This window comes from Enterococcus wangshanyuanii (genome assembly GCF_002197645.1).
GTDB classification, from domain to species: Bacteria; Bacillota; Bacilli; order Lactobacillales; family Enterococcaceae; genus Enterococcus_L; species Enterococcus_L wangshanyuanii.
Genome location: NZ_CP021874.1, coordinates 1,044,861 through 1,060,252, shown reverse-complemented (window position 1 = coordinate 1,060,252; position 15,392 = coordinate 1,044,861). Strand labels below are relative to the sequence as shown.

Here is a 15,392-nt window from a genome sequence, read left to right as displayed (position 1 = left end):
TTCAATAGCTGAAGTTATTGAACGTATTATTTGCGGTCATGGCGGAATGGCAGACAGGCAACCGTTAGTTAGTAGACTAGCAGAAAGCGGACGTGATGGAACGGCAGACATGCAAGATTGAGGGTCTTGTGAGCTTTAGCTCATGCGGGTTCAAGTCCCGCCGTCCGCATACAATTAAATCAAATCAATTTTTATTTGGCGATCCTTGTTGAAAGTTATTTCTTTGACGAGTGATCGCCAAAATTGTTTTCTTTCGGATACGGATAAAGTTTCATAATGCTCATTCAAATTTATGTCAGCAAATTTTGCATAAATGCTTGTTTCGATAGTTGGAACTTCAATCTTTTCTATTTTCTCTAGTTGAGATACCAGAGAAGCGCGATCTTCTTTGTATTCGTCAAGACCGATAATTTCATTTAAGTAAGCAGCCTTTAAACGTTCAATCTTATTTTCTAATGCTTGTTGTCGTTTCTGTTTTTCGTTATCGTTATTTTTCTTTTGGTTTATACTATTAACTTTTTGTTTAAGTAAAATAGGAATTTCACTTAGGAGATGTTCCTCCAGGATGTGCTCTTTTAAAACTTTAGTGTTCGAACATTTAGGTACCTCATATGCATACCGACAATTATAAATTGATACATGGGGATAACGGGTTCTAGTGCCGTCTTTACGTTTTGCAGAATAATAAGCTTTTCGACCAGAGTTCATTTTTCTACCACATTCCTCACAGACTAATAAACCGCTAAATATATACTCATGTTTCGTATTAGATTTTTTGTTCATTTTAATTTGTCGATTAACAGATTCAAAAAGGGCTTTGCTTACTATCGGTTCATTATAGTTTTCATTATCTCTAAAAACCCCGATGTATTTTGTGTTCTTAAGGAGTTCTCTAATGGTCTGCGTGTTTCGTTGTATGCCAAATTCTTCGAGTAAGTACTTTGATGTCTTGTTTAGGTTCGCGTGTTCGTCATAAAATTCAAATATTTTTTTTACTATAGGAGCTTGGTCATTTGGTACAAGTTTTTTATTTTCGATAGAATAGCCTAGTGGGGTTGTACCAGAAATAACTTCTCCCATTTTAACTTTATTATTAAATACCGATATCATACGTTCAGAAGTCATTTGTGCTTCTAGTTCTGCGAATGACATAACCTGGTTAATGAATGTTTTGCCGTATGCTGTTGTTGTGTCGTAATAGGGTTGAGAGACGGCAAGCCAGTTTACTTCATGTTTTTCAAGGGTATCTTGAGTGTTGAGGTAATGCTTAAGCGATCTAAACCATCGATCGAGCTTAGTAAACAAAATTAGATCAATTTGATCATTCCTAACATCGTTCAAAAGCCTCGTAAACTCATCACGTTCAAGCTTTTGTCCGCTTATGCCATCATCGACATAAACGGAATGAATGATGATATCTTTTTGACTTTTTACATATTCGTTTAAAGTATCTTGTTGTTCCCGCAGGCTATCGCCAAATTTAGCTTGCTGGTCACTTGATACTCGTATATAAAGTGCAGCTCGTTTCATTTTTAGTCTCCGTTTCTAGTTTATTGAGTATGCCAATTATATCACCAGTAAGTAAAACGATTCAATATAAAAAGGAAGTAAGTTTGGTCATCTTGTTTCAATAGAAACGATTTGTTATACTGGATAAGGCAACTCGCCGCGAAAGCGGGGTGATGAATGTGTATGAAATTCTTTCATTGGTTATCGCGCCTTTATTTGTAGCTTTAGTGACTACAATAGTTTCTCATTGGTTAGATGAGAAAGACGATAACTAAAGCGGGTTGTCGCTAACCCACACGCTTGTTGTCGCATCAAGCGAAAAAATAAACCCACTCTATTCGTCGTAGAGTGGGTTTTGTGATGAATGTAGAAATTCTTTCATTGTCGCAAGAACAGTATACCATATCTGAATAGGTAGATTCAAGAAAGGAATTAGATCAGTGTTGAAGAATAGGCAGAGACTACTTAATTGATTCCTTATACTGTTCATACTCTTCCTTATCGATGTAAAACTTGTGTTTACAATTCTGACAATTAACAGAAAATCTTTTTTGTAGAAGCGGGAAAAGAAAAGAGCTTATCATCATTAGCGCGCCGATAGGCATAACTATAAACCATCCGATAAACGGAATCCAAATTCCAACACATATCAAGATAAATCCAAAACCGGCAAAAGCACAACCGTTAGCGCCGGATGTAGTTACTTGAATAGCATTGCTTCCACAATTTTTACAGACAATTACTTTTTGACCTTCCATAAAACAACCCCACAATCAATATTATATTTCAAACAATTTGATTATATCATTATTTCATTGTGTAACTCAACTTAAAAAAGAAGCGAGTAAAAACCGCTTCTTTAATCTTCTTTAAATATAGTGATAGGATGGATATCATCCCATAAGGAAATCCCACTGCCTTTTTGATGTGTTAACGATCTGACTTCTTTGTTAATATCCTCTACTACAGCGTGATCACCAATATCTTCTAATGTGTGGATATAATGCATGATCTTTTCGTGGTATTTTGCATTTCCGGTTTCTAAGTAATCTAGTAAGTTTTGCAAATATTGTATATGCATTCGATAGTTATAATTCACTAGCTCAACGTCCTGCATTTTAGCTAACTCAATATATTTTCTTGCTGACTGAAACTCTCCTTCGTACAACATAGCAGTAATTAAATTTCTTGCAATATTGTACGCAAATACTTTAGTTTTGCGCGATCGTTTATTTTCTTGTTTTATCGGGAGAGCTTTATGTATTATCGCATTCGCTTGTTCCGCAGATAGTAAAGAACTGATATTCAGTAAAATGTTATAGTCATAGTAAGTTAAAAAAGACCTATTAGATATATAATTTACAATATCATTGACTTCGTCCCTTTTTAGTTGCTCAACTTCCTCCCAATGAACACCGAAAAATCGTTTGATTGCAATTAGATTTGAGTAACTAGTAAGCGACAAATTATTATCAGATATATAAAGGTTGTAATATGATAATAATTGCTTTTTCTTTGTTTGATTCTCTGGATGACAACCACAATAATTAAATAGCCCAATGAATCTCCGTTGTTCGTAGTCAACATCCGAAAAAGCTATAAACTCCTCTGGCGTAATACATAAACTTTCAAGAGTTTGCTGAAGACTTCCGAAGTCCATTGATTGTTTACCTGATTCTATTCTTGAATAAACAGAAAGGCTCATATCAGAAGGGAGAACTTCTTTTTGTTTTTGCCTATTATTTTTTCTGAAAAATCTTAAAATTTCGCCTGTTTTCAAGGTTTCACCTCCTTAATTTTCATTATAGCAAAAATATTTAAAGAAACACACATTTTTTTATTAACGAAATAGAAATCTGCTAATAATTTCCTATAGTGAAAATACGTGGATTTTACCTTTTCTTTTGATCTTCAATTTGTTACATTATGGGTGTAATTAAAACGTCTACGTAATGTTTGGTGTTTTAATTGTTAGTAGGAATGTCCAAGAAGGGGGTGCAATAAAATGATGTCATTGCTATTCGGATTAATCGGTTATGGATTTGTAGGAGGAGTATAAAAAAATACTCTGATATCTTAGGGCGACTAAACCAAAATAAGATATCAGAGAATTGCCTATCTTAGTGATAAGCGTTGAACAACACTAGTATAACAAACTAAATACTAATTATCACTAGAAATATTCTATAAGATTTAAAATATAATCTTTTTGTAATTCACGAATAATAAATTTTTCGATCAATCAAAAGGAGCAGCACTTATGGAAAATAAATCGAATAAAGTCAAAGTTGAGACTTATAAAAAAGCGATTCTAGAAATAGTTATTGAAATAAAAGAACCGGAAGAATTAGAGAAAATTTATAATTATATTTTTAGGAATATGAAAAGAGCTGGCAAATAATGTCAGCTCTTTTCTTTGTCATTTTTTACAATTTCATCGTATGTGTCCATGATTTTTTCCAACGCAAGCAGCTCTTCTTCACCTAACTTTAAAAATGTTTTAAACAAGTTTTTGTGAAATTCATTTTCTCCGTACATAATCTTTTCAACTGCAACTTCAATCTCATCGTCTGATTGATGAAACATTTCCCCTTCGCCAGTTGTCAACCAAATGTAATCAACATTGAATTGTCTGCATATTAGTTTTATAGAGGAATCAGGAATCTTTCTTCGCCCGCTTTCCCAATTACTGATTGCGGACTTTGTAACACCTATTAAAGTTCCAAATTTTTCTTGATTATACCCCAGCTTTTTTCTTAATTGATAAATACGCTCGTTCATTTCGATCACCTCCTAAAAACAATTAAAACATATATAGTTTTCATTGGCAACTTTTTTATTGACAATATCGCCAACGTGTATTATATTGTTATCAACGAAAACGAATTTGGAGGTGAGAGTATGAATAAGACTAAGGAAGAATTACAAGATCGTGTAATGAAGAAATTCGTTATTTCAGATGATCCAAAAAAATCTTTCATTACAGGATACATGATTGGTGTTGCTGAACAAGCTGCAAGGTTGGAGGCAGAGAAAGAGAAACATAAACAATCTGCATGAGGAGGAAATGCGATGTGGCGCACAAATGAACCAAGAAAATGTTCAAACCCTTTTCGATACAGTTGCTAGAATTTTATCCCGCGATAGCGGGGGGATCAAAGAGTAATTTAACAAATAGCAAGGAGTGGGAAATATGTCTAAAACAACGTTTGAAATCAGAGGGGAACCGAGTGTAGAAGCACAAAGAAAAGCTTTGAATATTTTAGCTAAAGCATACGGAAGACGACATGGAGTAGAGCTTACTCTTACATTTGAAGATGAAAAGCCAAATAACGTTGAAAAAGCAAAAAAGTGAACCAGAACGAGAGAGAATAGCGTAGGAGGAAAAACGATGAATGCATTAGAAGAAAAGTTCCAAGAAGTTCGTGCAGGAGTATACGCCTTAGTGAGTCAATTGGCAGACGAAGCGATGAAGGATAGCAAAACGTTTCATGAAGCAATTGGGAAAGTAAGAAGTTTTAAATGGAAAATAGTAGGAGCTGAAGGAAATTTCATTATCGAGCAAGCCATTCTATTGATAGAGAAAAGGAGCTTGGGAGCTGAGATAAAAACGACAGAAAGGTTATGTAGTGAAATTCAGAAAACCCCCTCAGCTATTACAAGTAGCCAAGAGGATACACATAGCGTATCTGTGGAGAATGATAAAGATTTAGAAAAACTTAATAGAAAAATCTAAAGTTGTTTCTCATTTATCAATTCAGTAAAAAGACGATGGACTAATTGGACAGAATATTGAATACTCTTTTCGCGAAAGTACGAACCTGCAGAAATAGGATCAAGCATTCCGTTTTCATCGGTGTAAGGATCTACATCTGCTCTTAGATCTTCGGTAGGCAATACAGTGTCTTTATCTAACTCGTCAACGACTTTTGAGAAGATTTTATCGAATTGCTGAATTTCCATTAAATCACCACCTTAATTTATTTCAACGGACCACTCGCTGATAATGAAAGTATATCAAAGCAAGAAATGTTTAACAACATCATGAAAATTTAAAGGAGGAACAAAAATGAACAGCAATGATTTACTGAAACAAACGCATAGCGCAAATCATAAGGAAAAAGAGCCTATCGATGAAAAAGAACTTTCGATAACAGAAAGGTTAAATACGATTCAAGAAAAAATCTTAAAGAGTATAGATGAGATAAGTAACAAACTAAATGGGAATCCCATCGTAAGATATTCAACAATTTCCCAAGGCATACAGATTTATTCGGAACTAGAGAAGTTAAGAGATATGGAATGTGCATCTCCAAACCAGAAAGTATTTGGCAACTTACGTGTCGGCGGGGTGGAAATTTCACAAAAAGGAATCGGAGTGAAAAAGGGAAGCAGTGAACTTGCTGAACCAATCCTAGAAGCTAGAAACATTATGTCAGGAACTTTGAAAGCTATCGACATAAACGAAAAACTAGACAAACTTTCTGTATTAGGAACGATTGATCGCTACGCTGCTGAACAAGCTGAGGACCGCATGAAAAAAGCTGCTCAAATTTCAGACAGTGCCGCTCAATTCAAAAAGTTCATTACAATCGATCGCTTATGGGAAAGTGCGACGGGCGAAGTAGAACGGATGTTGGAAATCGCTGTTCAAAACAAAATCGAAGAAATGATCACAAATAAAACAGATTCGGATAAATCGAAAAATGATGCATTAAACGAACTATTCGAAGAATACAAACTAAGCGAGGATGACTAAATGGAAATCAAACTAACAATGGATATCAGCAGATTTACATCGAGCATAATCAACGGAATCAAAGAAAGGCTTGTTTGTGAAGCTGTAGATATCTTAAACAATGATTTTAAAGGCGGAACGATTCTAGAATTCAGAAGCTACGCTTTAGATGAAATGAAAAAACAGAATGTCGGAGAATCGGTAAAAAATGAAATCATGAAAGAAATCAACTATCGTGTCGAATCCATGCAAATAACTGAACTATCACGTCCAGCAACCAAGAATAAAGGAGAGGTATAAATGAAAACACTGAGTAAAAAAGGAAATTTAATTTTAGCGATTGCCTGCATTTTCGGAGTTGGGATGCTGTTGGGATTATTCATACCACCAGTAATTGTTTCAATATACGGATTGTTGATTATGGCCGGCGGGCTGTTCTTAGCTTTCTTAATCTATGCGAAAGATTTTGATAAGAAACAACGATCAAAAATCACGACGATTTGCATGATTCCACAATATAGACAGAATAGAAAAATGTCTGTAGAGGAGTTAGCAGAACGAGTGAATGTATCGCCAGCAGCGATCAAGTCTATTGAAGAAAATAAATATTCGCCATCCTTTGAACTAGTTCAGAAAATAGCGGATGAGTTCAATGTTGCACCAGGTAGTCTGTTTAAAAAGGCAGAAGAAAATAATAGAAAAGGGGGTTATGTAGATGGACGTAAGATCGTATAACGAAAAATATTTAGGGGAAAAGAAACCGACTCTGTGCCCACGTTGCGGTATTTCTACTTTGGATAAAACACCGGCAAGAAATTCAGTATCAAGACATGAAGAAGGTATTTATATTTGTTCTTCTTGTGGGACAGATGAAGCAATGAGGGATTATTCAGGCACAACTTTAAATATCGATCAGTGGGTTGTTACTCATTGGTAATAAAAAACAACCTAACAGAAGGGAAGTTTCCGTCAGGTTGCTAATATAAATACTCTACAAACAAATTTTATCACAGAAAAGGAGAAAAAGAAATATGAAAGAAAACACAGGGATCAAGCTGCTTGTAACAGGAGCGGTAGTTATAGGGCTAGGAGTAGTCGGAGCATTTAAGTTTTTCGAAAAAATCGATAATGGCTATGTGGGTGTTCGATACTCCATGAATGGTGGTATTAAAGACAATACATTATCACAAGGAGTTAAATTTGTCGGTTTAGATAAAGTGATCCAATATCCGATACGTTTGCAAACGATTCAGGCAAAGGATGTATCTGTTTCAACTTCTGACGGTAAGAAAACTACCGTAAATATCAAATATGATTACAAGGTAGATCCTACGAATGCTTCGAAAATGTACAAGGAATTCGGAAATATCACATCCGAAGACATTGAAAAAGGTTGGCTAAAATCTAAGCTGCAGAAAGAAGCGCGAGAAGTGTATTCAAAATATAGTCTGTTAAATGTTTTATCCGGCGATTCTTCAAAAGTAGAAGCTTCTTTACTTGAAAATTTCTCAAAAGCAGTAGAAGCGAAAGGTTTTATTGTTGAAGATGTGACCGTCGGAGTACCGGAAGTTGACAGCGAAACACAAAAATCAATCGATGGCATCATCCGAGCTGGTCAAGACAATGAGAAAGCGAAGCTAGATGCGCAGACAGCCAAAACAAAAGCAGATAGCCAAGCTTATCAAAAAGTGAAGTCTGCAGAGGCGGAAGCTGATGCAAATAAAAAACTTTCAGAATCGATCACACCGGAATTGATCAACCTTAAAGAAGCAGAAGCCCGCTTGAAACATGGATGGGTTGAAGTGCAGACTGGCGAAGCAATTGTTGATGCTAAGAAATAGGTGATCATATGGGATTTTTCATTGGGAAAATACTTTTGATAATAGGGGCAGCGTGTATTCTTTACGGGATATACGCTTTCCTTAGAGCTAAAAATGACAATAATACTAACAATGATCAGGATGACTGGTCAAAATTTTAATTGAAAGGAGAAAACGAATGTCTAGAACGAGATTTTATGATTTTGAGGATGAGCAGCTTATCCAGGCTAAAAATAAAAAAGAAGCCATCGAAATTGGAGGGTACTCAAAAGATGATGAGATTCCATTCATAGAAGTAATTTCAGAACAACAAGCATTAGAAAGAGTATCGAAGTCAGGGATCGAAGGTGAGGATGAGCCGATAGGATTCTCCGAAGCGAAACGGATCATTGATGAAAATAAAAGCCGAGTATTATTGATTGATTCTTCTATGCTTTAAAAAGAAGGTGATCAAATGCGTGATCTATTGAGAATACCTTACCAATGCCCGAAGGAAGCAAGGCCATTGTGGGTTGAGATATACAAACAGGCAGCTGCATATTTTAAAGCAAATAATCTAAAGATAGTCAGAGAAGAACTAAGGGAAAACGGTATTCATTTTCATATCAAGCATCCTGTTAATGGAAATGTTATGTCTTACAGAGCAAAACTGGATCGTCTAACCAAGCTTGAATATATCGGCACGAAAAAAGATACGTGGCGAGATGTAGAAATATTGAAATTCAAAGTAAAAAAAGAAAGCCGCCTCGATGAACTCGAAACGGCAATCGATAAAAAATGACCCTGCGCTAACAAGGTCACCAGCTTTCAAGAATGAAAACTTACTAAAATTGATTAAGTAAATCATACCATTCTTAAAGGCTTTTTACAAGGTTAAAACGCTGTACTTTCGGCGTTTTATCGTCCTTGTATACTCTATTAACATTCTGACGGAACAAAAAAAGAGTAATGAAAATAGTCAAAAGGAGAATGGGCATGTTTATCAGAGAGAAAAGGATATCTTGTGGGTGGTATATGGAAACCGATTTGATCCCACGTACAGATAATGCAGAAAGAGCAGTAAGAGGGAAACGATCAAAAAAGAAAAGACTATCTAGACCATCGCAGGACAATCTCAATGATAAAAACTCCGCTAGATACTGTTCCTTGTTAGCGAATGGGAATTTCAGAAACAAAAAAGATTATTGGTTAACACTTACCTATGACCTCAAATATATGCCTAAGAATCAAGAGGAAGCTGAGAAGCAAGTTCGAAATTTCATTCGTAGATTAAAGGATCAGTATAAAAAAATAAAACAGGAATTGAAATATATTTTAGTCACTGAATATCGAGAAGATGAAGAAACAGGAGAACTTTCTCATTTTCACCATCATTTGATCATCAATGGAGTATTAAGCCGAGATGCTGTTGAAGATACCTGGTCAACAGGTAGAGGAAAAAAGAAAACTACACTCGGTCGAGCAAATTGTCAAATGCTGCAGTTCAGTGAAGAAGGCATTGCTGATTTAGCTCATTACATTTCAAAAAGTCGCTTTGGAAAACGTGGGCGAAAGAAATGGTCCAGCTCAAGAAATCTAAAGCGGCCATATATTCAATCGAATGATTATAAATTTACACCAGCACAAATTGAAGCAATGGCAGCATCAAATGATAACGGGGCAGATAAGCTCATGAAAATTTATGATCGATACTTCATCACGGAAATCGCTGCTAAGAATTACGATCAAACAGGTTGGCATCTATACCTTAGGATGTGGCGAAATAAAGAAGTGCCATGGGTAACAGAATATCAAAGGGAACAGATCCAAGAAAATAGAATCAAAAAGTTTTTGAATCAGAAAGAATAAAATCGATCGGAAAGGGGATTGAGAAAAATGCAAAGATTTACTTGGAATTATGAAAGGAGCAACAAGCGATGGCGGCCGGATGAAAATGAAACGCTAAAAAACAATGCCTTGTTTGATGTTACGAATGACATTGTAAATATAAATGAACTCGCGGAGATCCTAAAGCGATCGCCTGGAGCTGTAAAAGATCAAATTAAAAAACTAAGGAAAATCGATTTTTTGCCTAAAAAGAAATGTCGGCGTAAACGTTCAGCGTTTGTCTTTAGGTTAGATAATATCAACTATGATTCAAACGAAGCCAAAGCAGAAGCTAGAAAATTATTCAAGGAAGTAAGTGCTGCTGCAGAATATATCTATCAAAATAATTTGACCGTCTTAGCCGTCAGGCAAGGGAAAAAGAATGAGGACGATGTTTTCATTGATGTTCGTAACATGAACGGCCTTGAATCAATGATCAAAGTACAGAATGAACAAGCCTTTGTAATCCGTGGTAATATGCGGCACGGATGGAAGCTTGCCGCTACTTGGTAGGTGTAATTATGAACGAAAGAGAAGAAAAAGAACATCGAAGAAAGTTATTGTTGTATAACCTATATTTAGCAGAGCAAGGATTTCCTGGTGCTGATGAAATGGTCTGCAAAATTGGCCGCCAAATGAAGGAACCACTCGGAGCAAGAATTGAGGTCATATATCCAAACGGAGAAATCATGATCATATACGGACTGCCAAATGTACAGAAAAAATGCAGAATAGGCTGGTCGGTATTAAAAAGGATTTTAAAGAATGGGGAAGCTGACAGAAAAGGGAGGCGTTACAGATATGCCTAAAATTACAGATGAACAGTACGAAGTGATGAAAAAAACGCTTGGATTGGATAAGCGAAAATTCATAGTTAGAAATCAGTACATCGGAGCAAACAAGGCACTAGATGAATTAGTAGTTATGGGATGGGCTTCTATGCACACCGAAGATTACTTGATTAAGAAACCAACCTATTTTTTGTCAGAGCAAGCGAAACGATATACGTATGATCGATATTTGAAGGAGGAGACAGTAGATGGAAAAGATTGAGTATTTGATGAATAAAATTGAAGATTTAGGACATGGAAAGATTGCAGTGCACGTAAAAAAAGAGTTGCTTGATGAACTTGAACAACTAAGACCATTACTAATCAACCCAGCTATGGTACCGGAAGTTGTGGCAGATTTTATAGAAGGGGCCAAAGGGAGAGGTTTTTGTTTAACCGATTCTATTGTTGTGATGAAGTCAGAAAGTCGGAATGTATTAGAATGGTATAACCTAAATGTTAAAAAATACGAATCAGCTTATGTTAATGGCTGTACCGTAGAGAAAGAGCCGTTATATTATATACGATTGAAAAATACAAATCCGACCAACTCGAATCACTGTTATTTGTGGCTAAACCAAAGCACGAAAGAAGTATTCTTTGAAACGAAAACTTTGAAATGGACAAATAATGGAAATGTTAAAAATACATTCACCGAGAAAGAAATTGATGAAATATCTGATGGAGCCTTTGCCAATAATAAGGCTTTTGAAACTGTACCTGCGGAGGTTGAGAAAATATGAAATCTCATGATTTAAAAATAGAACATCAATATTTTGTTAAAGTAATTTGCGGATTAAAGACGTTTGAAATACGTAAAAATGATAGAAATTTTGAAGTTGATGACGTTCTTATTTTAAATGAAATAAACAGTGATTCTCAACTGACTGGAGAAATTTATCATGTGCAAATAACCTATATCACAGACTATGCGCAGCAAGATGGCTATGTGGTGATGGGGATTGTACCGATTGAGTGGTCAAGCGATTTAGAGGAGGAAGTAGAATGAAACTATACAGATATGAAAGTTCTAAAAATACCGGTGATTGGACCGAAAGCATAGGTCAAGCGAACAAAGAATACGAATCAGAAAAAGAGTATCTTATGGCTGATGAACCCGATGAAGACGAAACTGTAAAGTTAGTTTCTATTGAAATTTCTGACAGCTTGATATGGGAACTAGAAGACGAAAGTCAAGAAATAAAACAAGCGACAATCATGCATGATCCGGATATGTTAGACGAAGACCCTAGAAAAGAGGGGTACGATTTTGATTATTACGCCGCTTGGTCAGATGACATAGCGAAACGTAAGGAGGAAAGCCAATGATCTTATACCAAGTAACTAAAAACTTTGAAGATATCAGCAGACAGAAAACGGGCGAATGTTTTTCTTACGATAAAAAAGACTATGCTGCATTTGACGAAGAACCGACCGGAAATGCCATCAAAAATTATGGATTGATTAATCGGGTAGAGGGATCATCAGAAATGATCCTAAAATCAGTAAAGCCGACTAAGACATCGCCGGATGATAGAAAAGTTAGGGTATACCTTAGAAATTGGGATGAAAATAACCCTTGGGCGGTATTAACAGGCGGTGCAGTAAAAGGAAATACCAGCGTAAGAATGGAAGTAGACTATTTATTCGATTTTAAAGGTTTGAAAATAGTAGGTCATGAAACGTTTAGTGGTAAGTATAAAATTAGCGAGGTAATCAGCGGAGCATCGATTTGTGTCGAATCTACCAAAGAAGCAGCAGTCAAAAAGGCAAAAGAATTGCTTGATACTAAAATGCCAGATGACTATATAAAGAAAATAAAAGCGATCGCACCTTATTATGGTATGAGCTGTTTAATGACAAGCGCCGTTAATGTCGTCAGAGATAATACCTTGATGGGCAACAAACGATACATCAAAAAATATAACCGCAGAACACGTGGGAAGAAATTCGCATTCGGTAAATAAAACAAAGAAAGGAGTGGAGGTTTGCTGGCCAGCACTTAAAAAGCTTTTTACTCCTTTGTGAATATTATGGAAAATTGGACGATTGAGGAACACAGAAAAGAATTATTAGATAGAATCAACTATCAATACAGACAAATAGATGGATCGCTAAAATTTCCTAATTCGGAAGAAGGCGACTTTATTAAAATGGTTCATTGCTACTTGATGAAAGAGAAAGCAGCTGGTGACCAATGAAACGAATATTAAACTATCCAGGTAGTAAATGGAATTCTGCAGATATTATTATCGGGCAGATGCCAAAACATGAAACTTATGTCGAACCGTTTTTCGGTTCCGGTGCTGTATTTTTTAATAAAGATAAATCGAAAGTCGAAACAATAAATGATATGGATTGCCGAATTGTAAATTTCTTCCGTGTATGTCGAGACTATCCCGACCAGCTGGTCGATAAAGTATTGATGACACCGCATAGCAGGCAGGAATATTACAATAGCTATCAAGTGTCGAAAGACCCGATCGAAGATGCAAGGCGTTTCATGGTCAGGTGTTGGCAAGCCATAGGAGCTAAAACAAGCGATAGAACGGGATGGCGTTCTATCATCAATCCAAATGGGCCAGATACATCGGGAGATTGGGCGAAAGTTTGGTCCCGCGTTGAAGAAGTAGCCTACAGACTAAAAGGGGTGCAAATAGAGAATCAAGATGCTTTGAAATTGCTTGATAGATATAACCGGCCGGATGTTTTAACGTATGTTGATCCACCGTACTTATTAGAAACTAGATCAAAGCGGCTGTATCAGCATGAATATAGTATAAGTGATCATGAAGAATTGCTGGACCTTTTGACGAAGTTTAAAGGTAATGTCATATTGAGTGGCTATGAATCAAAAATGTATGAAAAAGCATTGATTGATTGGAATAAAATTTCTTTCGGTGTTCAGGCCGAAACAGGTGCTAAAAGAACAGAGGTACTTTGGATGAATTATGATCCACCTGGACAATTAAGTTTATTATAAAAGATTGGAGGCAATCAAATGAAAGAATGGAGCCAATTCGAGCAAACAATCATCAATACAAATCTTTGGTATCAGCGGCAAAAGTTAGGAGTTGTCGCTAAAATACCTACTGGCACAAGAGCAGTCAAAAATTATGGTAGTCCTATGTTCGTTCCGTCAGAAAAAACAGGATGTGACTTTATCGGACACCTAAAAGGCGTACCTGTTGCGTTTGATTGTAAAAGTACAGCAAACAAAACTAGGTTTAATCTATATAGCCATAACAAGCCGACTGTATCACCTCACCAAAAGAAATTTCTATTGGATTTTAAGGAAACAGGCGGTGCAGCGTTTCTGCTGATCCAGTTCAACCAGCTGCATAGAGTATTTCTTGTTGATATAGAAAAATTTATGACGATAGAAAGTCATATTCTTTCCGGTGGTGGCAAGAGTATTCCGTTGTCATCCTTTGAACCTTTTGAAGTAGCTGAACATTTATACTACTACGATTACCTCGAAAAAATGGAATCATTGGAGCTGATCAGTAATGATTAACAGAATATCGGTAGATGAAGCAGCGCTTGCTATTCAAAGCTTGTTTATGAAAAAGAACATCGTTAAAGGAAATCTAATACCGATCAACGAGAATAAAGAGCAAGCTGTGTTAGTCTTCGGGACCAAAAGCACAGGAGAATTGATTTTCAAGGTAGATGTATTCAAAAATATTTACTTTAGAAATAATTACGAATGGCAATTAATTAAAAATTAGGAGGAAAAGAAATGGTAAAAGTAGTAGTTGACGGAAAAGAAGTAGTCTATGGTCCTTTGGTTACAATAAGCAGATTCAAGGATGAAGAATGGTTCGCTATTTGTTTGCAAATGATGAAGGATGAGCGCCCTGATTTGTATGAAAAACGTAAAGATGATAAAGAATTTGTTCTTTGTATCGGGATGGCCATTGACCTCGAACAGAGGTATGAAGCGTTATTGGGATTGTTACCACAATCTGCATATTCTAAAGCAGGTACTCATCCTAAATGGGTAGCGGATGTAGTTGAAAGGAATACTTTGGATAAAAGAATTACTCAAGATGATATCAAAGAAATTTTGGATCAAGAACATTATGAGAGAGAAGATATAATTTCGGAGATCAAAGAATATTTGGAAATCAAAGAACCTTAAATTGATTATTAAAAAGTGGAGGTAAGAGGTATGGTAGGTTGGATAGTTTGTATCATTCCTATATGGATACTTGCAGGACTGAGTATTTATTTAATGTCTAGAGAGTGAGAGGAGAACATTATGAAGAAATCAACACTTGATTATTTAGAAAATGAAAAGAAGTTCAGAGGTCGTCTATTAAGTTATACAGTAATCGCTGGCTATCATGATTGTTTAGAGAAGCAGCATCTAAAAGAAATCGCTGATCAGCTAACCAAAGAAGGGTTCAAACCGGAAGAGTTTCGGTTGGTAGAAATACCTATTGATGGAGTTTATACAGTTGAACGTGCTAATGAAAGATCGGGCATCGATTTCTTTACCGCCGATTTTGTTAACGGGAAAATAGGATTTTCTTATACGACAATAAAATGTGACGCGGACGGATATAACTGTTTTCCTTGTGACACAATTAAAGAGTCAATAAAGTTAACAGAATGCTGATATGA

Annotated in this window: 31 protein-coding genes and 1 tRNA gene; 27 read left to right on the top strand and 5 right to left on the bottom strand. The window is 35.9% G+C overall.

Annotated features, from left to right (window positions below; translation table 11 throughout):
- The first annotated feature begins 86 nt into the window (after positions 1-86).
- Positions 87-169: transfer RNA gene (locus tag CC204_RS05090), tRNA-Leu, on the top strand.
- 5 nt (positions 170-174) lie between these two features.
- On the opposite strand, the gene CC204_RS05085 is transcribed toward CC204_RS05090, so the two are convergent.
- On the bottom strand, positions 175-1,530 hold the full coding sequence (locus tag CC204_RS05085) for a recombinase family protein (protein WP_088269106.1): 1,356 nt from the start codon (positions 1,528-1,530) through the stop codon (positions 175-177).
- Between the two features lie 152 nt (positions 1,531-1,682).
- Between CC204_RS05085 and CC204_RS21000 the strand changes: the two genes are divergently transcribed.
- Positions 1,683-1,784 carry a type I toxin-antitoxin system Fst family toxin gene (locus CC204_RS21000; protein ID WP_120308900.1) on the top strand — a complete coding sequence of 34 codons (102 nt, stop codon included), beginning with the start codon at positions 1,683-1,685 and terminating at the stop codon, positions 1,782-1,784.
- 186 nt (positions 1,785-1,970) lie between these two features.
- On the opposite strand, the gene CC204_RS05080 is transcribed toward CC204_RS21000, so the two are convergent.
- A complete protein-coding gene (locus CC204_RS05080) occupies positions 1,971-2,267 on the bottom strand; it encodes a hypothetical protein (RefSeq protein WP_088269105.1) in 297 nt (98 codons plus the stop codon).
- Between the two features lie 101 nt (positions 2,268-2,368).
- Positions 2,369-3,289, bottom strand: coding sequence for a helix-turn-helix domain-containing protein (locus CC204_RS05075; protein WP_088269104.1), 921 nt, complete (start codon positions 3,287-3,289; stop codon positions 2,369-2,371).
- 480 nt (positions 3,290-3,769) lie between these two features.
- Here CC204_RS05075 and CC204_RS21115 point away from each other — a divergent pair, with 480 nt between their 5' ends.
- Positions 3,770-3,910 carry a hypothetical protein gene (locus CC204_RS21115; protein WP_157894241.1) on the top strand — a complete coding sequence of 47 codons (141 nt, stop codon included), beginning with the start codon at positions 3,770-3,772 and terminating at the stop codon, positions 3,908-3,910.
- 2 nt (positions 3,911-3,912) lie between these two features.
- Here CC204_RS21115 and CC204_RS05070 read toward each other — a convergent pair whose 3' ends face one another.
- Positions 3,913-4,290, bottom strand: coding sequence for a helix-turn-helix domain-containing protein (locus tag CC204_RS05070; protein ID WP_088269103.1), 378 nt, complete (start codon positions 4,288-4,290; stop codon positions 3,913-3,915).
- A 120-nt stretch (positions 4,291-4,410) separates the two neighbouring features.
- On the opposite strand from CC204_RS05070, the gene CC204_RS21110 reads away from it, so the two are divergent.
- The 3 genes from CC204_RS21110 to CC204_RS05065 all read left to right on the top strand — a co-directional run bounded on the left by CC204_RS21110 (position 4,411) and on the right by CC204_RS05065 (position 5,245).
- On the top strand, positions 4,411-4,569 hold the full coding sequence (locus tag CC204_RS21110) for a hypothetical protein (protein ID WP_157894240.1): 159 nt from the start codon (positions 4,411-4,413) through the stop codon (positions 4,567-4,569).
- Between the two features lie 133 nt (positions 4,570-4,702).
- Complete coding sequence (locus tag CC204_RS21105; RefSeq protein WP_157894239.1) at positions 4,703-4,864, top strand: hypothetical protein; 162 nt, start codon at positions 4,703-4,705, stop codon at positions 4,862-4,864.
- A 36-nt stretch (positions 4,865-4,900) separates the two neighbouring features.
- Positions 4,901-5,245, top strand: a complete 345-nt coding sequence (locus tag CC204_RS05065) for a hypothetical protein (RefSeq protein ID WP_088269102.1) — start codon at positions 4,901-4,903, stop codon at positions 5,243-5,245.
- Here the strand turns inward: CC204_RS05065 and CC204_RS05060 are convergent.
- A complete protein-coding gene (locus tag CC204_RS05060; RefSeq protein WP_088269101.1) occupies positions 5,242-5,472 on the bottom strand; it encodes a hypothetical protein in 231 nt (76 codons plus the stop codon). The two genes, CC204_RS05065 and CC204_RS05060, sit on opposite strands and share 4 nt — an antisense overlap.
- Positions 5,473-5,578: 106 nt before the next feature.
- Between CC204_RS05060 and CC204_RS05055 the strand changes: the two genes are divergently transcribed.
- The 21 genes from CC204_RS05055 to CC204_RS04960 all read left to right on the top strand — a co-directional run bounded on the left by CC204_RS05055 (position 5,579) and on the right by CC204_RS04960 (position 15,387).
- Positions 5,579-6,268: a hypothetical protein gene (locus CC204_RS05055; RefSeq protein ID WP_088269100.1), complete on the top strand. Its 690-nt coding sequence runs from the start codon at positions 5,579-5,581 to the stop codon at positions 6,266-6,268.
- Complete coding sequence (locus CC204_RS05050) at positions 6,269-6,547, top strand: hypothetical protein (protein WP_088269099.1); 279 nt, start codon at positions 6,269-6,271, stop codon at positions 6,545-6,547.
- The gene (locus CC204_RS21490; protein WP_227011233.1) at positions 6,548-6,982 is read left to right on the top strand and encodes a helix-turn-helix domain-containing protein; all 435 of its coding nucleotides are present in this window, start codon (positions 6,548-6,550) and stop codon (positions 6,980-6,982) included.
- Positions 6,963-7,184 carry a hypothetical protein gene (locus CC204_RS05040; protein ID WP_088269098.1) on the top strand — a complete coding sequence of 74 codons (222 nt, stop codon included), beginning with the start codon at positions 6,963-6,965 and terminating at the stop codon, positions 7,182-7,184. Before CC204_RS21490 ends, CC204_RS05040 begins: the two co-directional genes overlap by 20 nt.
- Positions 7,185-7,278: 94 nt before the next feature.
- Positions 7,279-8,088, top strand: coding sequence for an SPFH domain-containing protein (locus CC204_RS05035; RefSeq protein WP_088269097.1), 810 nt, complete (start codon positions 7,279-7,281; stop codon positions 8,086-8,088).
- 157 nt (positions 8,089-8,245) lie between these two features.
- Positions 8,246-8,506 carry a hypothetical protein gene (locus CC204_RS05030; RefSeq protein WP_088269096.1) on the top strand — a complete coding sequence of 87 codons (261 nt, stop codon included), beginning with the start codon at positions 8,246-8,248 and terminating at the stop codon, positions 8,504-8,506.
- Positions 8,507-8,521: 15 nt separating this feature from the next.
- Entirely contained in the window at positions 8,522-8,848 is a 327-nt protein-coding gene (locus CC204_RS05025; RefSeq protein ID WP_088269095.1) for a hypothetical protein, read from the top strand.
- A 194-nt stretch (positions 8,849-9,042) separates the two neighbouring features.
- The gene (locus tag CC204_RS05020) at positions 9,043-9,915 is read left to right on the top strand and encodes a rolling circle replication-associated protein (RefSeq protein WP_088269094.1); all 873 of its coding nucleotides are present in this window, start codon (positions 9,043-9,045) and stop codon (positions 9,913-9,915) included.
- A 27-nt stretch (positions 9,916-9,942) separates the two neighbouring features.
- Positions 9,943-10,446: a hypothetical protein gene (locus CC204_RS05015; RefSeq protein WP_088269093.1), complete on the top strand. Its 504-nt coding sequence runs from the start codon at positions 9,943-9,945 to the stop codon at positions 10,444-10,446.
- A gap of 8 nt (positions 10,447-10,454) precedes the next feature.
- The gene (locus CC204_RS05010) at positions 10,455-10,742 is read left to right on the top strand and encodes a hypothetical protein (RefSeq protein WP_157894238.1); all 288 of its coding nucleotides are present in this window, start codon (positions 10,455-10,457) and stop codon (positions 10,740-10,742) included.
- Complete coding sequence (locus CC204_RS05005; RefSeq protein ID WP_088269091.1) at positions 10,735-10,986, top strand: hypothetical protein; 252 nt, start codon at positions 10,735-10,737, stop codon at positions 10,984-10,986. Before CC204_RS05010 ends, CC204_RS05005 begins: the two co-directional genes overlap by 8 nt.
- Positions 10,973-11,506 (top strand): DUF1642 domain-containing protein, encoded by a 534-nt coding sequence (locus tag CC204_RS05000; protein WP_088269090.1) that lies wholly within the window; start codon positions 10,973-10,975, stop codon positions 11,504-11,506. Before CC204_RS05005 ends, CC204_RS05000 begins: the two co-directional genes overlap by 14 nt.
- The gene (locus CC204_RS04995) at positions 11,503-11,772 is read left to right on the top strand and encodes a DUF3850 domain-containing protein (protein WP_088269089.1); all 270 of its coding nucleotides are present in this window, start codon (positions 11,503-11,505) and stop codon (positions 11,770-11,772) included. The genes CC204_RS05000 and CC204_RS04995 overlap by 4 nt, the downstream gene beginning before the upstream one ends.
- A complete protein-coding gene (locus CC204_RS04990; protein ID WP_088269088.1) occupies positions 11,769-12,092 on the top strand; it encodes a DNA-directed RNA polymerase subunit delta in 324 nt (107 codons plus the stop codon). Before CC204_RS04995 ends, CC204_RS04990 begins: the two co-directional genes overlap by 4 nt.
- On the top strand, positions 12,089-12,730 hold the full coding sequence (locus CC204_RS04985) for a hypothetical protein (RefSeq protein ID WP_088269087.1): 642 nt from the start codon (positions 12,089-12,091) through the stop codon (positions 12,728-12,730). Before CC204_RS04990 ends, CC204_RS04985 begins: the two co-directional genes overlap by 4 nt.
- A 66-nt stretch (positions 12,731-12,796) precedes the next feature.
- Positions 12,797-12,964 carry a hypothetical protein gene (locus CC204_RS21100; protein ID WP_157894237.1) on the top strand — a complete coding sequence of 56 codons (168 nt, stop codon included), beginning with the start codon at positions 12,797-12,799 and terminating at the stop codon, positions 12,962-12,964.
- Positions 12,961-13,746, top strand: coding sequence for a DNA adenine methylase (locus CC204_RS04980; protein ID WP_088269086.1), 786 nt, complete (start codon positions 12,961-12,963; stop codon positions 13,744-13,746). The genes CC204_RS21100 and CC204_RS04980 overlap by 4 nt, the downstream gene beginning before the upstream one ends.
- An 18-nt stretch (positions 13,747-13,764) precedes the next feature.
- On the top strand, positions 13,765-14,280 hold the full coding sequence (locus tag CC204_RS04975) for a Holliday junction resolvase RecU (protein WP_088269085.1): 516 nt from the start codon (positions 13,765-13,767) through the stop codon (positions 14,278-14,280).
- The gene (locus tag CC204_RS04970) at positions 14,273-14,494 is read left to right on the top strand and encodes a hypothetical protein (protein ID WP_088269084.1); all 222 of its coding nucleotides are present in this window, start codon (positions 14,273-14,275) and stop codon (positions 14,492-14,494) included. Before CC204_RS04975 ends, CC204_RS04970 begins: the two co-directional genes overlap by 8 nt.
- A gap of 11 nt (positions 14,495-14,505) precedes the next feature.
- Positions 14,506-14,907 carry a hypothetical protein gene (locus CC204_RS04965; protein WP_088269083.1) on the top strand — a complete coding sequence of 134 codons (402 nt, stop codon included), beginning with the start codon at positions 14,506-14,508 and terminating at the stop codon, positions 14,905-14,907.
- A 120-nt stretch (positions 14,908-15,027) separates the two neighbouring features.
- Positions 15,028-15,387: a hypothetical protein gene (locus CC204_RS04960; RefSeq protein WP_088269082.1), complete on the top strand. Its 360-nt coding sequence runs from the start codon at positions 15,028-15,030 to the stop codon at positions 15,385-15,387.
- The last annotated feature ends 5 nt before the right edge of the window (positions 15,388-15,392 follow it).